Here is a 16,354-nt window from a genome sequence, read left to right on the forward strand (position 1 = left end):
CGACAGTTGGACTGTTACTTCGGCGCGTCAGCATTCGCCACGATTGGCCCGAACAGAGCCGCCGAAACCACTTCGGCCGCATGGGACCATCCCCCGAGACCTGCCGCAGCATCGCGCGCTGCCTCGGAACAGGCCTTGCGCAGGCGCGGGTCACCAAGCAATCGGCGCAGCGCTTCGGCGAAGGCATCGACATCGTCGGGCGACACCAGCAGGCCAGCCGCTTGTGGCACCGTATCGGGTGTGGCACCTGCACGCGTGCTCACGATGGGCAACGCATGTCCCATCGCCTCGTCAAATACGATGCCATAACCCTCGTATCTGGTTGATAGGGCAAAAAGGCTTGCCTCGCGATAAAGCGCGTCGAGCCGCGTCTGCGAAATCTCGCCGGTCAGATGCACGCGCGCCGCAAGGCCGAGGTCCTCGCGCAGGTCATGCAGGCTGCGGACGGTGTCGGGTTCATGCCTGCGCCCGACGATCACTGACTGCCAGTCGAGATCGTTGATTTGGGCAAGGGCGCGCATCAGGATGTCATGTCCCTTGCGCCGGGCAAGCAGACCCACGGAGAGAATGAGCGGCGGTGTTGCGGCACGCCGTGGCTCTGCGTCCGGATTGCGAACAAATCCCGGTTTGGCAATGCTGATCCGGTCATGCGCAACACCGTACTCAGTCTCCAGCAGGCGAGCGATATGCGGGCTTGTCACGACGATATGCCGTGCAAGCGCCAGGTTGGCCATTTCACGCGCCGCCATCTCGCGCGCCTGTGCAGTCTCCAGCCCCGGCTCGAGCGCGAGCGGATGATGCACCAGAGCCACAAGAGGGGCGCGGACCTGTGATAGCCGATCCGTGTCAAGAGCGCCGAAGGCCAGCCCATCGACAAGCGCGGGGCAACTGGCGGGCAGCCGGTCAAGCTGCGCCAGCGCATTCGCCATGTCGCGCGCAGTCGGATGAGGAAAACTGTCGCCAAGGGTCAGGTGATGCAGGTCGATGCCGGACGCCACCAGCGCATCGGCCAGCCTGCGATCATAGAGATAGCCGCCGGTCACCGTTTCGATATCGCCCGGCACGGCAAAGGCCATGGCGCGGGGCGCGGTCATGCACTGTCTCGCAGGTCGCAAAGGCGCGATGCCAGAAGCGGGCCGAGATCGGCATTCGAGGCCAGAAACGAGCCTGTCTCCAGCACCGACTGCCCCGGCCAGAGCGGCCGCACATCCCCACCCGCCTCGGTCACCAGAAGCAGGCCCGCCGCTACGTCCCAAGGGCCGAGATTGCGCTCCCAATAGGCGTCGATCCGGCCTGCCGCGACATAGGCCAGATCCAGCGTCGCGGCCCCCCAGCGGCGGATTCCGGCGCAATCGGGCATCAACCCTTCGATGTCGCGCATGCTGTGCGAGAGATAGGTCACTCGCCCGCCCGCAGGCACGCCGGTGGCGAGCAGCGCATGAGAGAGGGGAACATCCCGTGACACCCAAATCGGTGCGCCATTGAGATGTGCCCCGGTGCCCGCCCCGGCGGTGAATGTCTCGGACTTGAACGGATCGTGCACCACGCCCGCGATCACCCGGTCGCCCTGCGCCAAGGCGATGGAGACACCCCAATGCGGCAACCCGTGCAGAAAATTCGTGGTGCCGTCGAGCGGATCGACGATCCAGCGCAGGCCGTTCGGGTCACCCGATGCGCCGGTTTCCTCGCCAAGCCAGCCGATCCCGGGATGGGCACCCTGCAACCGGTCGCGGATCATACGTTCCGCCGTCAGGTCCGCGTCGGACACGAAATCGCCCGCTGTCTTTTCGGTGCGCGGAATGGATTTTACCGTCTCGAACCGGTCGAGCAACTGCGCGCCCACTTCTTGCGCCACGCATGTCATCAGGTGCAGTGCGCCCCCGCCCGGATCATCCTTCATAGCGCAGCCTGTGGCACAGTGTCTCCGGGGCATCGAGGATATGGGCATAGTCCTGCGCCGCCATGTCGAACGGACTTTCCCCCGAGATGAGCGTATCGAGCACCGGATCGTTGAGCAGTCGAAGTGCGGCTTCCAGACGCCTGCGGTGTGTCCAGCGGGCCGCGCGATGCGCGGGGATGCGCCCAACCTGCGAAGCGACCAGGCGCAGCCGTTTTTGATGAAAGGCAGCCCCCAGGCTGATCGTCGTTGGCCGCGTGCCGAACCAGCTGGCCTCGATCACCGTGGCCTCGAGCCCGGCAAGCGTCAGCGCAGTCGCAAGCCCGGCCTCGGTGGCCGAGGCATGGATCACCACATCCGCCTCGCCAGGTCCCGCATCGGGCGCGGCAAAGGCGCAGCCCAGCGCGCGGGCAAGAGCGTCGCGGGTGGGATCGACATCTATCAGGCACGTCTCGGTGCCCGGAATGCGCGCTGCGAGATAGCCCGCGAGCGCGCCGACCGTGCCCGCCCCCACCACCGCTACGCGGTCGCCCGGCTGCACCTGCGCATCCCACAGAATATTGAGTGCGGTCTCCATATTGGCCGCCAACACGGCGCGCGCGGCAGGCACCGCTGGCGGCACTGGAACGGCCATCGACTGCGGACAGGCGAATCGGGTCTGGTGCGGGTGCAAGGCAAAGACAATGCGGCCTGCGTCCGGGCCGTCTTGGATCTGGCCGACGGCGCTGTAGCCATATTTCACGGGAAAGGGAAATTCCCCGCCCTGCATGGGCGCGCGCATGGTCTGGTATTCGCTTTCCGGCACGCGGCCCTCGAACACGAGCCGTTCCGTTCCACGGCTGATCCCGGAAAAGAGCGTGTGCAAGACATAATCTTCGGACCCGGGCGTGACCTCGGTCGGGCGGATTTCCGCAACCCGGGGGCCGGTGATCCAGAGTGCGCGGGCAGCCTCCGTCATCTGGGTCAACCGTGCAACGCCGCAGAGGACATCGCGGCATGCGGCCAGGCACAGGGGGCTGCCCGCGTGCCGACAAGACAATCGAACACCACGTCCGATCCCAGCCCATAGATCTGCGTTTCAGGCCGACGCGCCTGCGCAAGCCGCGATATCGGCTGCGTGGTCAGCCCCTGCGGCCCGGACCCGATCAGCAGCGGGGCCACGGCAACATGCAGGCGCGTCAGCAGGTCCGCTTCGAGAAAACGTGCGATGGTAATTGCCCCGCCCTCGATCAGAAGATGATGCAACCCCTTGCCCTGCAGCGCGGTGATGATCGCACGGGGCGCTATCCATGTATCGCGCGGCAGGCGGATCACCTCCACCCCTGGAGGCCGGGGGACATCCACCGTCTGGATCACGATCCGGCGCGCACCATCCTCGGCGAAGAGCCGCGCATCATTGGGCAAGCGGCCCGATGGGTCGATCACCACACGCGCCGGGTTGCGCCCCGGCACCAGCCGAACGGTCAGGCGTGGGTTGTCGTGCAACGCGGTCTTCACGCCGACAACTACGGCATCGACAAGCGCGCGCATGCGGTGCAGATGCGCCAGCCCGTCGGGCCCGGACACGTCCGCGGCATCGCCCGATAGGGTTGCAACGCGCCCGTCAAGCGACTGCCCGATCTGCGCCGCAACGTGACAGGTGCCGGGGGTCGCGATCATTGCCCCGTAAAGGCCGATTGCCGCGCGCTCACCCGCACTCCAGTCGCCGCAGCACAAACAGGACGCGCCCGCACGAGTTCTGACGATGCGATCCCAGACCTTGGGTGTTACGTCGGTCGCGTGCATGTGGCATTCCCTTTGTTGCGTTGCCCCAATTGCGGGGTCTTTACTGCGTCATGTGCAAAGATAGAGGCCAGTGTGCAAATGTCACCCGCCCCCGGGCAGGGCGAGTACATCCACATGGCCGATTTCCGCCCGACCATGGCTAATCGCACCCAGTCGACGTGCCGCCCATCCCCCGGCATCGTCGAACCCCGCGTCTTGCGCCGCTCCGGCGATCCCCCAGAGCAGGGCGTCCTGCAATCGGGCCTCTTGCGGGCCGAGATTCCAGGGGCTCTGGGCGCTGAAGACCTCATATCCGCGGGCAGTCAGCAATGCGGTCATCCGCACAGCCGCCTCTGCCCCGAGCGCCGGACCAAATCCCTTGTCCCCGCATTGATGGAGGTTGAAGCGGTCCGTCACCTCGGCGTCATCTCGATCCTCTGGGCTCCAACGCATCACACCATCATAACTGAGCGCCGCATAAAGCGCGATCCGATGCTGCACCAAACGATCAAATAGCCGCGTCGCCCAGTCCTCCGAGACCAGATCGAACAGCGCTGACGCGGTGACCATCTTCACATCCGTCAGAGGCACCGCATCGAGGTCGGTCAGATCGCAGCGGCGAATATTTGCCGCCGGGTGATGTTCGCGCGCAAGATCCAGCAGCGCCTGGTCATTGTCTAGCAGACACCAGTCAAGAGACGTGGCCCTCGACGCCGCGAAGGCCCTCACCGTGGCCCCTGTCCCGCAGCCCAGATCGAGCATGCGCGCGCCGGGGCCCGCATAAGCGATCGCGCGATCAAGCAACTCGGCATCGCGCGCCCGATCGTCCGCAGGTGCGCGTAGGTCAAGCCATTCGGCGTCAAAGGCCATCTCAGATATCGGCCTCATACCAGCCGCGCGCCACGTGGCTTTCGTGAAGCAACACACGTATCCTGCGCAACCGACCGGCATCGCCAAGTCCCTCGGACTTGGCGGTCTCGCGCAGCGCGCTCCAGATATGGTGACAGAGAAATTCGGTCGTGGTGAACTTGCCTTCGAATTCCGGCTTTTCGTCCAGATTGCTATAGCGCAGCGGTTCAAGCGCACGGGCAAGCGCCTCGGTCGCAAGCCCGATGTCGACCACCAGCCCATGCGCGTCGATATCTTCGGTGTAAAAGGCGGCATCGACCACAAATGTGGCTCCGTGCACGCCCTGTGCCGGGCCGAAAACCGGCGCGGGCAGCGAATGGGCGATCATGATGTGATCTCGGACTTCAACGGCGAACATGGGCATTCCTTCAATGAGTGTCGCAAGATAGCTATCATTGCGCAGCAAAGGGTCAAGCGACGCGGCAAAACCGGCGATTCCCCGCACACCCACGAAGAATTCATTGGACCGGGGCGGGCAAGACTATACTTCTTCCTTAGCAATATATGATCAGGCCAAGGCTGCCGACACGCTTGGAGAGACTGTTGACCTTAATCACGACACATAAGGAGTACCGACATTTGACCCCGTTCGAGGGCAAGCGCGTTCGCGCGCGACGTCGGCTGGTTCTTGGCCTCAACTCGGTGACCGTGCTTTTGCTCTTTTCGGTGATGGCGTCGTTTTTCGCCCCCTCCGGCATCACGTTCGCCGAAGTTGCGTTGCTGATCTGTTTCGCGTTGACGCTGCCATGGCTCTCGATCGGCTTCTGGAACAGCGTGCTGGGTCTGGTGCTTGACCTGCAGCATGGCGAAAAGGCCGCCACGCATGTCACACCTGCCTTGGCACGGGTCGTGGGCGACGAACCGCTCACCGCGCGGGTCGCGATCGTCATGCCCCTGCGCAACGAAGATCCCGACGCCTCCATCGATCGGCTGCGGCGGCTTGAGGCAGAGATCGCCCACACCCCCTGGGCCGGGCGGTTTTCCTATCACGTGCTAAGCGACACTGACGCGCCCGGCATCGCCCTCAAGGAAGAGGCGCGCGTCGCCCAGTGGCGCGCGGCGCGGCCCAATGCCCAAATCCAGTATCGCCGCCGGACCGAGAATACCGGTTACAAGGCGGGCAATATCGCCGAATTCCTGCATAGCGACGAAGGCGAGAGCGATTTTTTCCTGCCGCTTGATGCTGATAGCGAGATGGGCGCCGAGACTGTCTTTCGCCTTGTCCGCATGATGCAGGCCAGCCCCGAGATCGGTATGCTGCAAAGCCTTGTGACCGGTCTGCCCTCGCGCAGTCTTTTCACCCGCGTATTCCAATTCGGGATGCGCCACGGCATGCGCTCCTTCACCCTTGGCTCGGCCTGGTGGCAGGGCGATTGCGGGCCGAACTGGGGCCATAACGTCCTGATCCGCACCGAGCCGTTCCGCAGCCATTGCATGCTGCCTGACCTGTCCGGGCGCGGTCCGCTCTCGGGCCCGATCCTCAGCCACGATCAGCTTGAGGCCGTGATGATCCGGCGCGCAGGCTACGAGGTGCGGGTGATGGCCGAGGAAAGCCAGAGCTTCGAGGAAAACCCGCCCAGCCTGGTGGATTTCATCCGCCGCGAATTGCGCTGGATGAACGGTAACCTGCAATATCTGCACCTTCTGGCAATGCCGGGGCTCAAATCGGTGAGCCGCATTCAACTGGTGCTCGCGATCCTGATGTATGTCAGTGCGCCCGCCTGGATGGCCTTCATCCTGATCGGGGCCGCGATGATGGCGCTGCCTGGTCAGTTGAACGCGATGCCGGTGGCCACCGGGCTGGCACTTTTCGCAACAATTCTCACCTTGAGCCTCAGCCCCAAGATCATGGGGCTGGCGCAGGTGCTGGCCAGACCGGAACGTCGTGCGGCCTATGGAGGGGGCACACGCGTTGCCGTTGGCGGATTGATCGAGATGCTCTTTTCGATGCTCACAGCCCCCATCGTGGCTCTTGCGCTGACACGGTTCGCCATTGGGCTGCTGTTCGGGCAGCGCATCGGCTGGAGCGCGCAGCAACGCAGCCGAGAGCGCCTGGAATGGAGCGAGGCCGCCCGCGTTTTCTGGCCGCAGACCGTCATCGGTCTGGCGCTTGGGCTCTGGTTTGCGGCGTTCGCCCCTTGGGCGCTGATTTTCGGCGCTCCGATCCTGCTGGCGCTTATCGGCGCAATCCCGATTGCCGTACTCTCGGCCCTGCCGGGCCTTGGGCGCTGGTCGCGCCGCGCAGGTCTTTTCGACATTCCCGAGGACCGCATACCACAAAAGCGTGAGGCCGCTGCCATCCACGCCAACACCGCCTGACATGGGAGGACAGAGAATGACCCGACAGACCCTCACCGCCGCCTGCACCGTTGCGGCCCTGAGCCTGCCACAGATGGCTAAGGCCGAACCGGCAAACTGGCAGATAGACCGTGAACACGCTGTCGTTGCCTTCACCATCATGCATGCGGGCTATGCCAAGGTGCTGGGCCGCTTCTCCGAGATCGAGGGGCAGTTCACCTATGACCCCGAAACGCAGGAACTGGGCGAGGTCCGTGCCACCATCGGCGCGCAAAGCGTCGATACCGACCATGAAAAGCGCGACAACCACGTGCGTTCTCCCGATTTCCTCGATGCCGAGGCAAATCCGCAGATCACCTTTGTAGGCACCGGCAGCACGCCTGAGACCGAGACCACCGGCACCGTCACTGGCGAACTGACCATTCGTGGCGTGACCCAGCCCGTTACCCTCGACGTGACGCTCAACAAGCGCGCAGATTATCCCTGTTGCCACGGCAAGGAAACGCTCGGCATCTCGGCCAGCGCCGAGATCCTGCGCAGCGATTTCGGCAGCACCTATGCCCTGCCGGACTTCGTCGGCGACGCAGTGAATATCATTCTCGAATTCGAGGCGATCCGCTCCGAGTGAGCACCTCCGGACGATCTGACGGCCGGAGACCATCAGCGTTGGTCGGAAAGATGGTCGACACGAAAAGTGGCACACCGCTGCTATCGGGAGGTCCGCAAGATGTTCGGGTATCACGTATCATGTGACACGCAGGGGTCAGCCATTGCTGCGAAGATCGGCTGTAATCCCCAGCCTTTCATCCTGACCGAAGCAGGAAAACTCGCGCCAACGGCGGTAGAAGGTTCGGGGTCGGACCACTTGAGGTTGGCGGTCGTGCGCTTGTTCGCTTCGGCAAGGGCTAGAACAAACCTACGACATCCCCCAGCAGAACGCCCGTCATGGTGACATCCAAAGAACTTTCATCAAGGTATTCAAACGAGGCACCAGTATCGAAGGTGCTATTTCCATGATCGACTGCCGTGAAATCGCTGTCTGACTCAAAAAATATCCAACGCGGTTGGTATTCGCTGTCAGCGCCAACCGCGATCGACAACACACTTAGGGCATCGTTGACGTCTACGCGACCATCCTGATTGATATCCGCTGCTATGTAATCGATAGGGTTCGTCTCCCTCGATGCAGGTGTCATACCAACCGCCAGACGCAGGACTGCGAGGGCATCGTCCACACTAATCCGCCCATCGGAGGTTGGATCATAAGTCCGCGTCGCGTCGAAATGGCCTGTTTCACCAATCTCAGTAGAAAAATGACACATGCCTGACTCGTCGGTTTCTCGCTCAAGCGTCTCGTCTGACGAGAAGACTACTGTGGTTGCATCCAAGCCGTGCCCCGACCTGTCGAAAATCTGAACGGAAACCTCTGCCACTCCATCGGATACAACCTCCGGAACATTGCCCGTAGCAACACCAGCGGCACTGTTCAAAACTTCTGCTGACTCAGCCAAATCAAAGTTAGAAAGGACGACTATTGTATCATGACCGACCACTTCGACACTCGGGCGGCTCTGCTGATAGTCTCCTTGTAGGAAAATGGATGCATCGACGACCCCGTCTGCATCTGTGTCCAATTCGAGCGTGGATACATCACCACCTGACTGCAGCGTCACGGCGTCGAAGACGCTATCACTAAAGAAAATAATGTCATCGGTCGAGAAATCAGTGATCGTGTCTCCATTTAACTCACTCAGGTTGCCGATAAAAGAATCTGCACCGGGGCCTCCGGTCAGAGTGTCATTGCCTGCGCCCCCCATAAGCCTGTCGTCGCCTGCACCGCCAATGATCATATCACTGTCGTCACCCCCCATGAGCTTATCGTTCCCGGCTCCGCCGTATAGGATGTCATGACCCCAGTCGCCTGCAAGCGTGTCATTTCCATCAAGGCCGTTCAGAGTATCGTCGCCCCATCCTCCCTTGACACGGTCGTTCCCGGCATCACCGGAGAGTACATCGTTACCTTCGTGCCCATTGAGGTTGTCATCACCGGTTCCCCCGACGAGGGTGTCATCTCCTAATCCGCCGCGCAGGCGGTCAGACGCATCCGACCCCTCAACGAGTCGAGCATACGGGCCGGTAGAATTGCTCCGGAGGCTATCGGCCTCCGCAGCATCGACGCCTTGAACATCCATGCGAACCACGGACCAGGCCTGCATTGTGATAAGAAAGTCGTCAAAGGCGTCGGCTGTCATCAGATCCGCAACCCGGGTTGTGGTTATCACGGGTTGTGCCAACCCATCGACACCTCCTGCACCTCCGTCCCAAAGTTCCGTCCAGGATACCCTGTAATAATCGGCATCAAGGGCTTCGATCCCGTCAAGATCGAGGGTCATTTGGTTCTCTGCACCGCTGCGTTCGGAAAACAGATAGACTAGGGTGTCACTGTCGGAATAACCGTGAACGGCAAACTCGCCCGCCACCTTGAAATCCAGTACCGGTGTCAACCCCGTGAGGCTCTCGCTCATCAGGGCAAAGCCTTCTCCGGCAATTGTCAGCGTCTCAGCGGAATTGTGCACCAATGTTCCGGAATTGCTCTGGTTGAAAATCACAGGCCAGAAATTCGCCGATGTCACACCATGCGTGACCATCTCGTATAACATTTCAATGTTCATCGAGACTTGCTGCAAGCCGCGATTGTTCGCCTCGTCGATATCTCCGTTCTTGCGCGTATTCCATTCGGTTATGTAGTAATCGAGATTGGGGAGCGTAGTATCGCGCCTCTCCAATTCGACATTCCACAACTCGAGTTGATTGAAGCCATATTGTTCGCCGGTGTTCACAGCGTCGAAGCCGCCATCGACGTAGTAGTGATCCATAACCGCGTCGATCGCGTTTGCCGCATCGGAAATGTCGAATTGAAGCAGAGACCCCCCGGACGTCTCAATCAGGACGTTGTCCTGCTCGAATGCCGCGATGATATCTCGCGCCTGGTCACGCGCTCTGCCCTGCGCGGTCACGGCCACTTCAGTCAGCCTGTCCATCACGTCAGACGACAGCCCATCCAGTTCCGAAGTTTGGTAGACGAAATGTGTCACGGCCTCCACAAACACAGAGGTTTCGTTCCTCGGAGACATCATCCCTGCCGCGCTTGGCGTCTGAATAACGATATCGGGCTGATCTTCTGCTATTACGTCCAGGTTTTCGAACGTCGTCGCGATAACCTTCGACATCGCGGCCGCCAGCGCTACCTGGTGGTACGACCTGCAGCGGGACGGGAGTGAGCCTGCCGCCCTGCGCATCACCCTAGACCACACGGAGGTAGGGCAGCAGATAATGAGACCCCACACCAAAGTCGCGCATAACGTCAAGTTCGCATCTGTGGATCGAGTATGAAAGACTTTCGAATAGGCCATGTCTTGTGTTCCTCATCATGGCGCATTCCGAACAGAGCGGCGAGTCGTCCTTCGGGGTCGGCGGCCGTCGGAAACCAGACCTCCGTGTCAAAAAACGCCTCTATTTCCTTGTGCCAGTCGAGCTGCTCTTGAACCGTGGAGCCTGTCAGACCGAGTGCCTTGACGCCAAGAGCATTGAAGTCGTCCTTGTTTCCGGAGATCGCACCGAGTTCAGTTGTGCACACAGGAGTACTCGCAGCCGGATGGCTGAACAGGAACGTCCAACTACCCGCTGACCAATCCCAAAGGTCCAACGCACCTTGAGTGGTATCTACGGCAAAATTTGGAAATATATCCCCGATCTGCGGCAGCCATTTCACCGAACGCCTATAGGCGCTCGGGATACGCATGTTGCGTCCATCCGCGCCGCGAGGAGAGAAAAACTGGATGCTCATATTACGCCCCTTGTTCCTTCGAAGAATTCGAGTGCTGTTGGAGCCAGAGATAAAGTGACTTTAACGCCTGCATTTCAGGGCCGTGTGCAAACACGTGTAAAAATATGCAAATTCTAGCAAAAAGACGACTTTGACCTGCCTGACGAACCAGACGCTTAGCGCGGCAGGCGATTGTCTATATCAGGCCAAGTGTGATGTGCCGAGTTTCCCAGAGCAGTATCGAAACGTGAATGATAGTCTCTTCGCTTTATACAGAAGAAGGAGGTAGGAACATTTACGAATGCGTGGAACCCAACGTCTTCGGCGAACGATTACACTAAGATTTCGATATAGAAATTTTATTGCTTCGGACAAAATGCTTTATGCAGGGAGGGTGTCCACACCCGGGAGCTTGTCCAAGGGGGCTGCCACCCCAGTGCCACCCAAAGAAGCTGTCCAAAGACGTCAACTCAAGCCCATATAGCAGGAAGTCGCTCAAAAACTGGGAAAATTTGGTAGCGGAGGAGGGACTTGAACCCCCGACACGCGGATTATGATTCCGCTGCTCTAACCACCTGAGCTACTCCGCCAAACCGTGGCGGTAGTTAGGATAGGCGGGCCGGGGCGTCAAGATAGAAAATGCCCACGTTTGCCGAACTTGTGGCGGCCCGGGCTTTGCCGCATTATCGGCGCATGACACGCCCAAGCGATCCCGCCCTCGAAGAATTGCGCAGCCTGATCGGCACCCGCCATGTGCGGACCGGCACCGATATGGCCCCCTGGTCACGCGATTGGGCCGGGCATACGGAATGGCAGCCGCGCGCCGTGCTGCAACCCGCCGATGCGCAGGAGGTGGCCGCCATCCTGCGGCTCGCCAATCGCTGCGGCCTGCCGGTGGTGCCGGTCTCGGGGAACACGAACCTCGTCAAGGGCACGCGCGGGGATGGCGCGCTGATGCTGTCGCTGGCGCGGCTGAACGCGATCCGCGAGATCCGGCCCGAGGCGCGCATCGCTGTGGTCGAGGCGGGGGTGGTGGTCGAGACGCTGCAACAGGCTGCAGAGGCGCATGACCTGCTCTTTCCGCTCAGCTTCGGGGCGCGCGGCTCGGCCATGGTGGGGGGCGTGCTGTCGACCAATGCGGGCGGCGCGAATGTGCTGCGCTATGGCAATACCCGCGATCTGTGCCTGGGGCTGGAGGTGGTCACGCCAACGGGCGAGGTGATGAACCTGATGAGCGCGCTGCACAAGAACAACGCGGGCTATGATTTGCGCCACCTGATGATCGGGGCTGAAGGCACGCTCGGCATCATCACTGCCGCCGTGTTCAAGCTTTTCCCGCGCGTGCGCGCCCATGCCACGGCGATGGTGGCGGTGCCCTCGGTCGGCGTCGCGCTCCAGCTGCTCAACCGCTTGCAGGACGATACCGGCGGCGCGGTCGAGGCGTTCGAATACATGCCGCGCAGCTTTCTGGACGCGCTACTGCAGCGCTTTCCCGACATCCGCCCGCCCTTTGCCGAGCGACACGCGGTCTACGTGCTGGTGGAACTGGGCGCGTGCGCACCGCGGGACGTGACACCGGGCGCGGATGGGGAACTGCCCGTCGTGACGCAGTTGGAGGCGGTGCTGGCCGCCGGATATGAGGCGGGCGAGGTGCTCGATGCCACCGTGGCGCAGAACGCGGCGCAACGGGCCGAGATATGGGCGCGGCGTGAGGCCTCGGCGCAGATCCTGCGGATGCGCAGCCCGGTGGTGGAGAACGACATCGCCGTCGCGACGGACCGGATGGAGGTGCTGTTGGAGAAGATCGAGACCGTGAGTCGCGCGATTGATCCGGGTGTCGAGAATACCGGCGTCGCGCATCTGGGCGATGGCAACCTGCATTACGTGGGCTGGCCCTCGCGCGATGATCCGGCGCTGTGCCGTGCCATTCAGGAGGCGGTCGAGGCGGAAGTGATCGGGCTTGGCGGCAGCTTTTCGGCGGAGCACGGCATCGGGCTGTCGAAACGCCCGGCGATGGCGGCGCACAAGGATCCTGTGGCCCTTGCCACCATGCGCGCGATCAAGGTCGCACTCGATCCCAACGGCATTCTCAATCCCGGCAAGGTTTTGCCCGACCTGTGATCCTCAGCAGCCCTCACTCGCGCCAGTCGAAGAACCCGTCACCGGCCTGCGACAGCAGCTTGGCGGCCATCGCGCGGCCCAGTTCCGCGCCATCTTCAATCGGCGCGCTCTGGTCGTCACTCAGGCATTCACTGCCATCGGGGCGCAGGATCTCGCCGCGCAGGCGCACCGTGCCGCCCGACAGTTCCGCAAGTCCAGCAATGGGCGTCTCGCAAGACCCGTCAAGGGCCTCGAGAAAGGCGCGTTCGGCGGCGAGGCGCTGGCCGGTTTCCGTGTCATGCAGCGCGCTCAGCATCTCGGCGGCGTGTTGGTCGTCGGCGCGACGCTCGATCCCGATGGCCCCTTGCGCCACGGCAGGCAGCATCACCTCGGGGGCAATCGCTGCGGTCGCCACATCGGCGCGGTTCAGCCGATTCAGACCTGCCATGGCGAGGAAGGTGCAGGCGGCAACACCGTCGTCGAGTTTCTTCAACCGCGTCTGCACGTTGCCGCGAAATTCGACCACCTCCAGATGAGGATAAGCGACCAGAACCTGTGCCCGGCGGCGCAGCGACGAGGTGCCGACCCTGGCGCCCGCTGGCAGATCGGCAAGCGCGGGCGCTTGGGGCGATACGAAGGCGTCGCGCACATCCTCGCGCGGCAGGTAGGTGTCGAGCGAAAGCCCCTCGGGCTGAAGCACCGGCATGTCCTTCATCGAATGCACAGCGATGTCGATCTCGCCAGACAAGAGTGCCTCTTCGATTTCGCGGGTGAACAGCCCCTTGCCGCCGATCTCTTTCAGCGGGCGATCGATGATCCGGTCGCCGGTCGTCTTTATGACCGAGATTTCAAAGGCATCCTCGGGCAGATCAAAGGCGGCCTGCAGCCGCGCGCGGGTCTCATGCGCCTGCGCGAGCGCCAGCGGAGAGCCGCGTGTGCCGATCTTGAACGGTTTGGTCGGGGTGGGCAATTCACGTGTCATGACGAAGGTTTAGACGCGACAAAGGAAGGTGACAAGCGGCGAGATGCTTGACATCGGGGGCGGGGGCGGCGACGAGACTTAAAACGGAGGATTTCATGCCCGCCCAAAAGACCATTCTGCGCGCCCTTTCGGGCGAGACATTGCCCACCCCGCCGATCTGGATGATGCGGCAGGCGGGGCGTTACCTGCCAGAATACCGCGCGACGCGGGCACAGGCCGGGGATTTCCTGTCACTGTGCTACAATAGTGATCTGGCGACCGAGGTGACGCTGCAACCGATCCGGCGCTACGGTTTTGACGCGGCGATCCTGTTTGCCGATATTCTGCTTTTGCCGCAGGCGCTTGGCGCGGATCTGTGGTTCGTCACGGGTGAGGGGCCGCGCCTCTCGACGATCACGGATCAGGCCGGGTTCGACAAGCTGAAACCGGTCGAGGACATCCACGAGACCTTGAACCCGATCTATCAGACGGTGCGCAATCTGGCGGGAGAATTGCCAAAGGACGTGACGCTGATCGGCTTTGCTGGGGCACCTTGGACGGTGGCGACCTACATGATCGCGGGCAAGGGCACACCGGATCAGGGACCGGCGCATGCGCTCAAGGCGGAAAACAAGCCGGTTTTTGAGGCGATCATTGACCGGCTGACCGAAGGCACCATCGAGTATCTGTCATGCCAGATCGAGGCCGGGGCGGAGGTGGTGAAAATCTTCGACAGTTGGGCGGGCTCGCTCAAGGGCGAGGATTTCGACCGGTACGCCTTGGCGCCGACCAAGCGCATCATCGCGGAATTGAAGGCGCGGCATCCGGGCATTCCGGTCATCGCCTTCCCGCGTCAGGCGGGTGACAAGTATATCGGATTTCACGAGAAATCCGGGGCCGATTGCGTGGCCGTGGACGATTCCGTGACCGCCGCGTGGGTGGCGGAACATGTGCAGCCCGATGGCTGTGTACAGGGCAATCTGAAATCCTCGCATATGGTGACGGGAGGCGACGATTTGGTGCGCGAGACCCGGACCATCGTCGAGGCGCTGAAGAACGGGCCGCATATCTTCAACCTCGGGCACGGGATCACGCCGGATGCTGATCCGGAAAATGTACAACTGATGATCGACACGGTACGCGGGGCCTGAGCAAGTGGCAGCGGCGCGTCTGATCAGCGCACATGCACCCTACCAGCGGGTAAGCGCGTCTTCGTCCTCGTCGCGGGCGGCGACCCAGTCGGCCCCCGCGTCCGTCACTTCCTTCTTCCAGAAGGGGGCGCGGGATTTGAGGAAATCCATGAGGAACTCGGCGGCCTGAAAGGCGTCGGCGCGATGGCGCGAGGCGGTGGCGACCATCATGATCATCTCGTCGGGCGCAAGACGGCCATGGCGGTGCAGGATCAGCGCATCGCCGATCTGCCAGCGGTTTGCCGCCTCGTCGGCGATGGCGTGCAGGGCTTTTTCGGTCATGCCGGGGTAATGCTCAATCTCCATCGCGGAAAGATCGCCGCCAAGGTCGCGGACGATGCCGGTGAAGGTGACAACCGCGCCCATACCGCTCTGGCGCGCGGCAAAGGCATTGGCCTCGGCCCCGAGATCGAACGGCGCTTGCTGCACGCGGATATCCATCACCTCAGCCTCCCGTCATCCGCCGGTCATCGGCGGAAAGAACGCCACTTCGCGCGCGCCGGAAAGCGGCGCGTCGAAATCCCGCAACTCCTGATCGACCGCGACGCGCAGCGCCGACAGGTCGGCAAAGGCAACGGCATAGCGATCCTCGCGCGCGCGCAGTTCCTCTACAAGGTCCATGACCGTTGCGGGGGTGCTTGCGATCCGATCCTTGGGGTGGCCGATGCGTTCGCGCACCCATGCGAAATAAAGCACATCCATCAGTGTTCATCCTTCAGATGCGGCACGGATTTTCGCAGGTAATCCGCACCCGTGATCAGTGTCAGCGCGGCGGCCAGCCACAACAGCCAGATGCCCAGATGCCCGGCCCAGACCATGCCGTGATACTTCCACCACAGACCGTGCAGGTCTTCGGTGCGCCCGCCGAGAATGTCCGCCACGATCTGGTTGTCCATGCCGAAGGTCGACATGCCGAAATAGTGCTCGAACACGCCCTGCGCAAAGAGCACCGCGATGGCGACCATCTGCGCCGTGGTCTTCCACTTGGCCAGTTGCGTGACCTTGAGCGTACCCGCCGTATCTCCAAGATATTCACGCAGGCCCGAGACGAAAACCTCCCGGAAGAGAATTACCGTGGCCGGCAGCACCAGCCAGGGCGACATCGAGGAATATCCGACGATCACCATCAGCGCGATCACCACCATCGCCTTGTCGGCAATCGGGTCGAGCATCGTGCCGATCTTGGTCACCTGTTTCCAGCTTCGCGCGAGATAGCCGTCGAACCAATCGGTGATGGCCGCGCTGACAAACAGAACGAGCGCAAACCAGTCGGCATAGGGCCGGGTGAAATAGAGGAACATCACCGCCACGGCGGGGGCCGCCAGCAGGCGCAGCATGGTCAGGATATTCGGCAACGTCCATGTCATGGCACGGTTCTAGCCTGTCGCGTTGCCAAGGGAAAGCGCAGT

General features: G+C 62.1%; 16 protein-coding genes and 1 tRNA gene. 4 read left to right on the plus strand and 13 right to left on the minus strand.

The annotated features are described in order from the left end of the window. Positions 1–14 precede the first annotated feature (14 nt). The 6 genes from BMX04_RS08395 to BMX04_RS08420 all read right to left on the minus strand — a co-directional run bounded on the left by BMX04_RS08395 (position 15) and on the right by BMX04_RS08420 (position 4,928). Entirely contained in the window at positions 15–1,094 is a 1,080-nt protein-coding gene (locus BMX04_RS08395) for a glycosyltransferase family 4 protein (RefSeq protein ID WP_074785822.1), read from the minus strand. Next, positions 1,091–1,900, minus strand: a complete 810-nt coding sequence (locus BMX04_RS08400) for an inositol monophosphatase family protein (RefSeq protein WP_074785823.1) — start codon at positions 1,898–1,900, stop codon at positions 1,091–1,093. The genes BMX04_RS08395 and BMX04_RS08400 overlap by 4 nt, the downstream gene beginning before the upstream one ends. Further along, entirely contained in the window at positions 1,890–2,855 is a 966-nt protein-coding gene (locus tag BMX04_RS08405; RefSeq protein ID WP_074785971.1) for a zinc-dependent alcohol dehydrogenase, read from the minus strand. Before BMX04_RS08405 ends, BMX04_RS08400 begins: the two co-directional genes overlap by 11 nt. Before the next feature lie 5 nt (positions 2,856–2,860). After that, complete coding sequence (locus tag BMX04_RS08410) at positions 2,861–3,682, minus strand: RibD family protein (protein ID WP_083398129.1); 822 nt, start codon at positions 3,680–3,682, stop codon at positions 2,861–2,863. 81 nt (positions 3,683–3,763) lie between these two features. Next, positions 3,764–4,549 carry a class I SAM-dependent methyltransferase gene (locus BMX04_RS08415; RefSeq protein WP_244888508.1) on the minus strand — a complete coding sequence of 262 codons (786 nt, stop codon included), beginning with the start codon at positions 4,547–4,549 and terminating at the stop codon, positions 3,764–3,766. Next, the gene (locus BMX04_RS08420; RefSeq protein WP_074785972.1) at positions 4,533–4,928 is read right to left on the minus strand and encodes a 6-pyruvoyl trahydropterin synthase family protein; all 396 of its coding nucleotides are present in this window, start codon (positions 4,926–4,928) and stop codon (positions 4,533–4,535) included. Before BMX04_RS08420 ends, BMX04_RS08415 begins: the two co-directional genes overlap by 17 nt. A 221-nt stretch (positions 4,929–5,149) precedes the next feature. On the opposite strand from BMX04_RS08420, the gene mdoH reads away from it, so the two are divergent. Beyond that, entirely contained in the window at positions 5,150–6,889 is a 1,740-nt protein-coding gene (gene mdoH, locus BMX04_RS08425; protein ID WP_074785825.1) for a glucans biosynthesis glucosyltransferase MdoH, read from the plus strand. A gap of 16 nt (positions 6,890–6,905) precedes the next feature. After that, positions 6,906–7,496: a YceI family protein gene (locus tag BMX04_RS08430; protein ID WP_074785826.1), complete on the plus strand. Its 591-nt coding sequence runs from the start codon at positions 6,906–6,908 to the stop codon at positions 7,494–7,496. Between the two features lie 277 nt (positions 7,497–7,773). Here BMX04_RS08430 and BMX04_RS19390 read toward each other — a convergent pair whose 3' ends face one another. The 3 genes from BMX04_RS19390 to BMX04_RS08445 form a co-directional block, all read right to left on the minus strand. Next, positions 7,774–10,098 carry a dockerin type I domain-containing protein gene (locus BMX04_RS19390; RefSeq protein ID WP_074785827.1) on the minus strand — a complete coding sequence of 775 codons (2,325 nt, stop codon included), beginning with the start codon at positions 10,096–10,098 and terminating at the stop codon, positions 7,774–7,776. Positions 10,099–10,232: 134 nt separating this feature from the next. Further along, entirely contained in the window at positions 10,233–10,715 is a 483-nt protein-coding gene (locus BMX04_RS08440) for a redoxin domain-containing protein (protein ID WP_074785828.1), read from the minus strand. A 492-nt stretch (positions 10,716–11,207) separates the two neighbouring features. Further along, positions 11,208–11,284: transfer RNA gene (locus tag BMX04_RS08445), tRNA-Met, on the minus strand. Between the two features lie 103 nt (positions 11,285–11,387). Here BMX04_RS08445 and BMX04_RS08450 point away from each other — a divergent pair. Next, positions 11,388–12,815, plus strand: coding sequence for an FAD-binding oxidoreductase (locus BMX04_RS08450; protein ID WP_074785973.1), 1,428 nt, complete (start codon positions 11,388–11,390; stop codon positions 12,813–12,815). Between the two features lie 13 nt (positions 12,816–12,828). Here the strand turns inward: BMX04_RS08450 and hemC are convergent, their stop codons facing one another. Further along, positions 12,829–13,776, minus strand: a complete 948-nt coding sequence (gene hemC, locus BMX04_RS08455; RefSeq protein ID WP_074785829.1) for a hydroxymethylbilane synthase — start codon at positions 13,774–13,776, stop codon at positions 12,829–12,831. Positions 13,777–13,871: 95 nt separating this feature from the next. On the opposite strand from hemC, the gene hemE reads away from it, so the two are divergent. Then, positions 13,872–14,906 carry a uroporphyrinogen decarboxylase gene (gene hemE, locus BMX04_RS08460; protein WP_074785830.1) on the plus strand — a complete coding sequence of 345 codons (1,035 nt, stop codon included), beginning with the start codon at positions 13,872–13,874 and terminating at the stop codon, positions 14,904–14,906. A gap of 39 nt (positions 14,907–14,945) precedes the next feature. On the opposite strand, the gene BMX04_RS08465 is transcribed toward hemE, so the two are convergent. Genes BMX04_RS08465 through pgsA form a run of 3 tightly spaced genes read right to left on the minus strand, consistent with a single transcriptional unit; the run spans position 14,946 to position 16,312 of the window. Next, positions 14,946–15,386: a molybdenum cofactor biosynthesis protein MoaE gene (locus tag BMX04_RS08465; protein ID WP_074785831.1), complete on the minus strand. Its 441-nt coding sequence runs from the start codon at positions 15,384–15,386 to the stop codon at positions 14,946–14,948. Between the two features lie 15 nt (positions 15,387–15,401). Further along, positions 15,402–15,647 (minus strand): molybdopterin converting factor subunit 1, encoded by a 246-nt coding sequence (gene moaD / locus BMX04_RS08470; RefSeq protein WP_074785832.1) that lies wholly within the window; start codon positions 15,645–15,647, stop codon positions 15,402–15,404. After that, positions 15,647–16,312 (minus strand): CDP-diacylglycerol--glycerol-3-phosphate 3-phosphatidyltransferase, encoded by a 666-nt coding sequence (pgsA, locus tag BMX04_RS08475; RefSeq protein ID WP_050663174.1) that lies wholly within the window; start codon positions 16,310–16,312, stop codon positions 15,647–15,649. Before pgsA ends, moaD begins: the two co-directional genes overlap by 1 nt. Positions 16,313–16,354: the final 42 nt, after the last annotated feature.

The sequence above is a fragment of the Roseovarius tolerans genome, from assembly GCF_900109855.1.
GTDB lineage: Bacteria > Pseudomonadota > Alphaproteobacteria > Rhodobacterales > Rhodobacteraceae > Roseovarius > Roseovarius tolerans.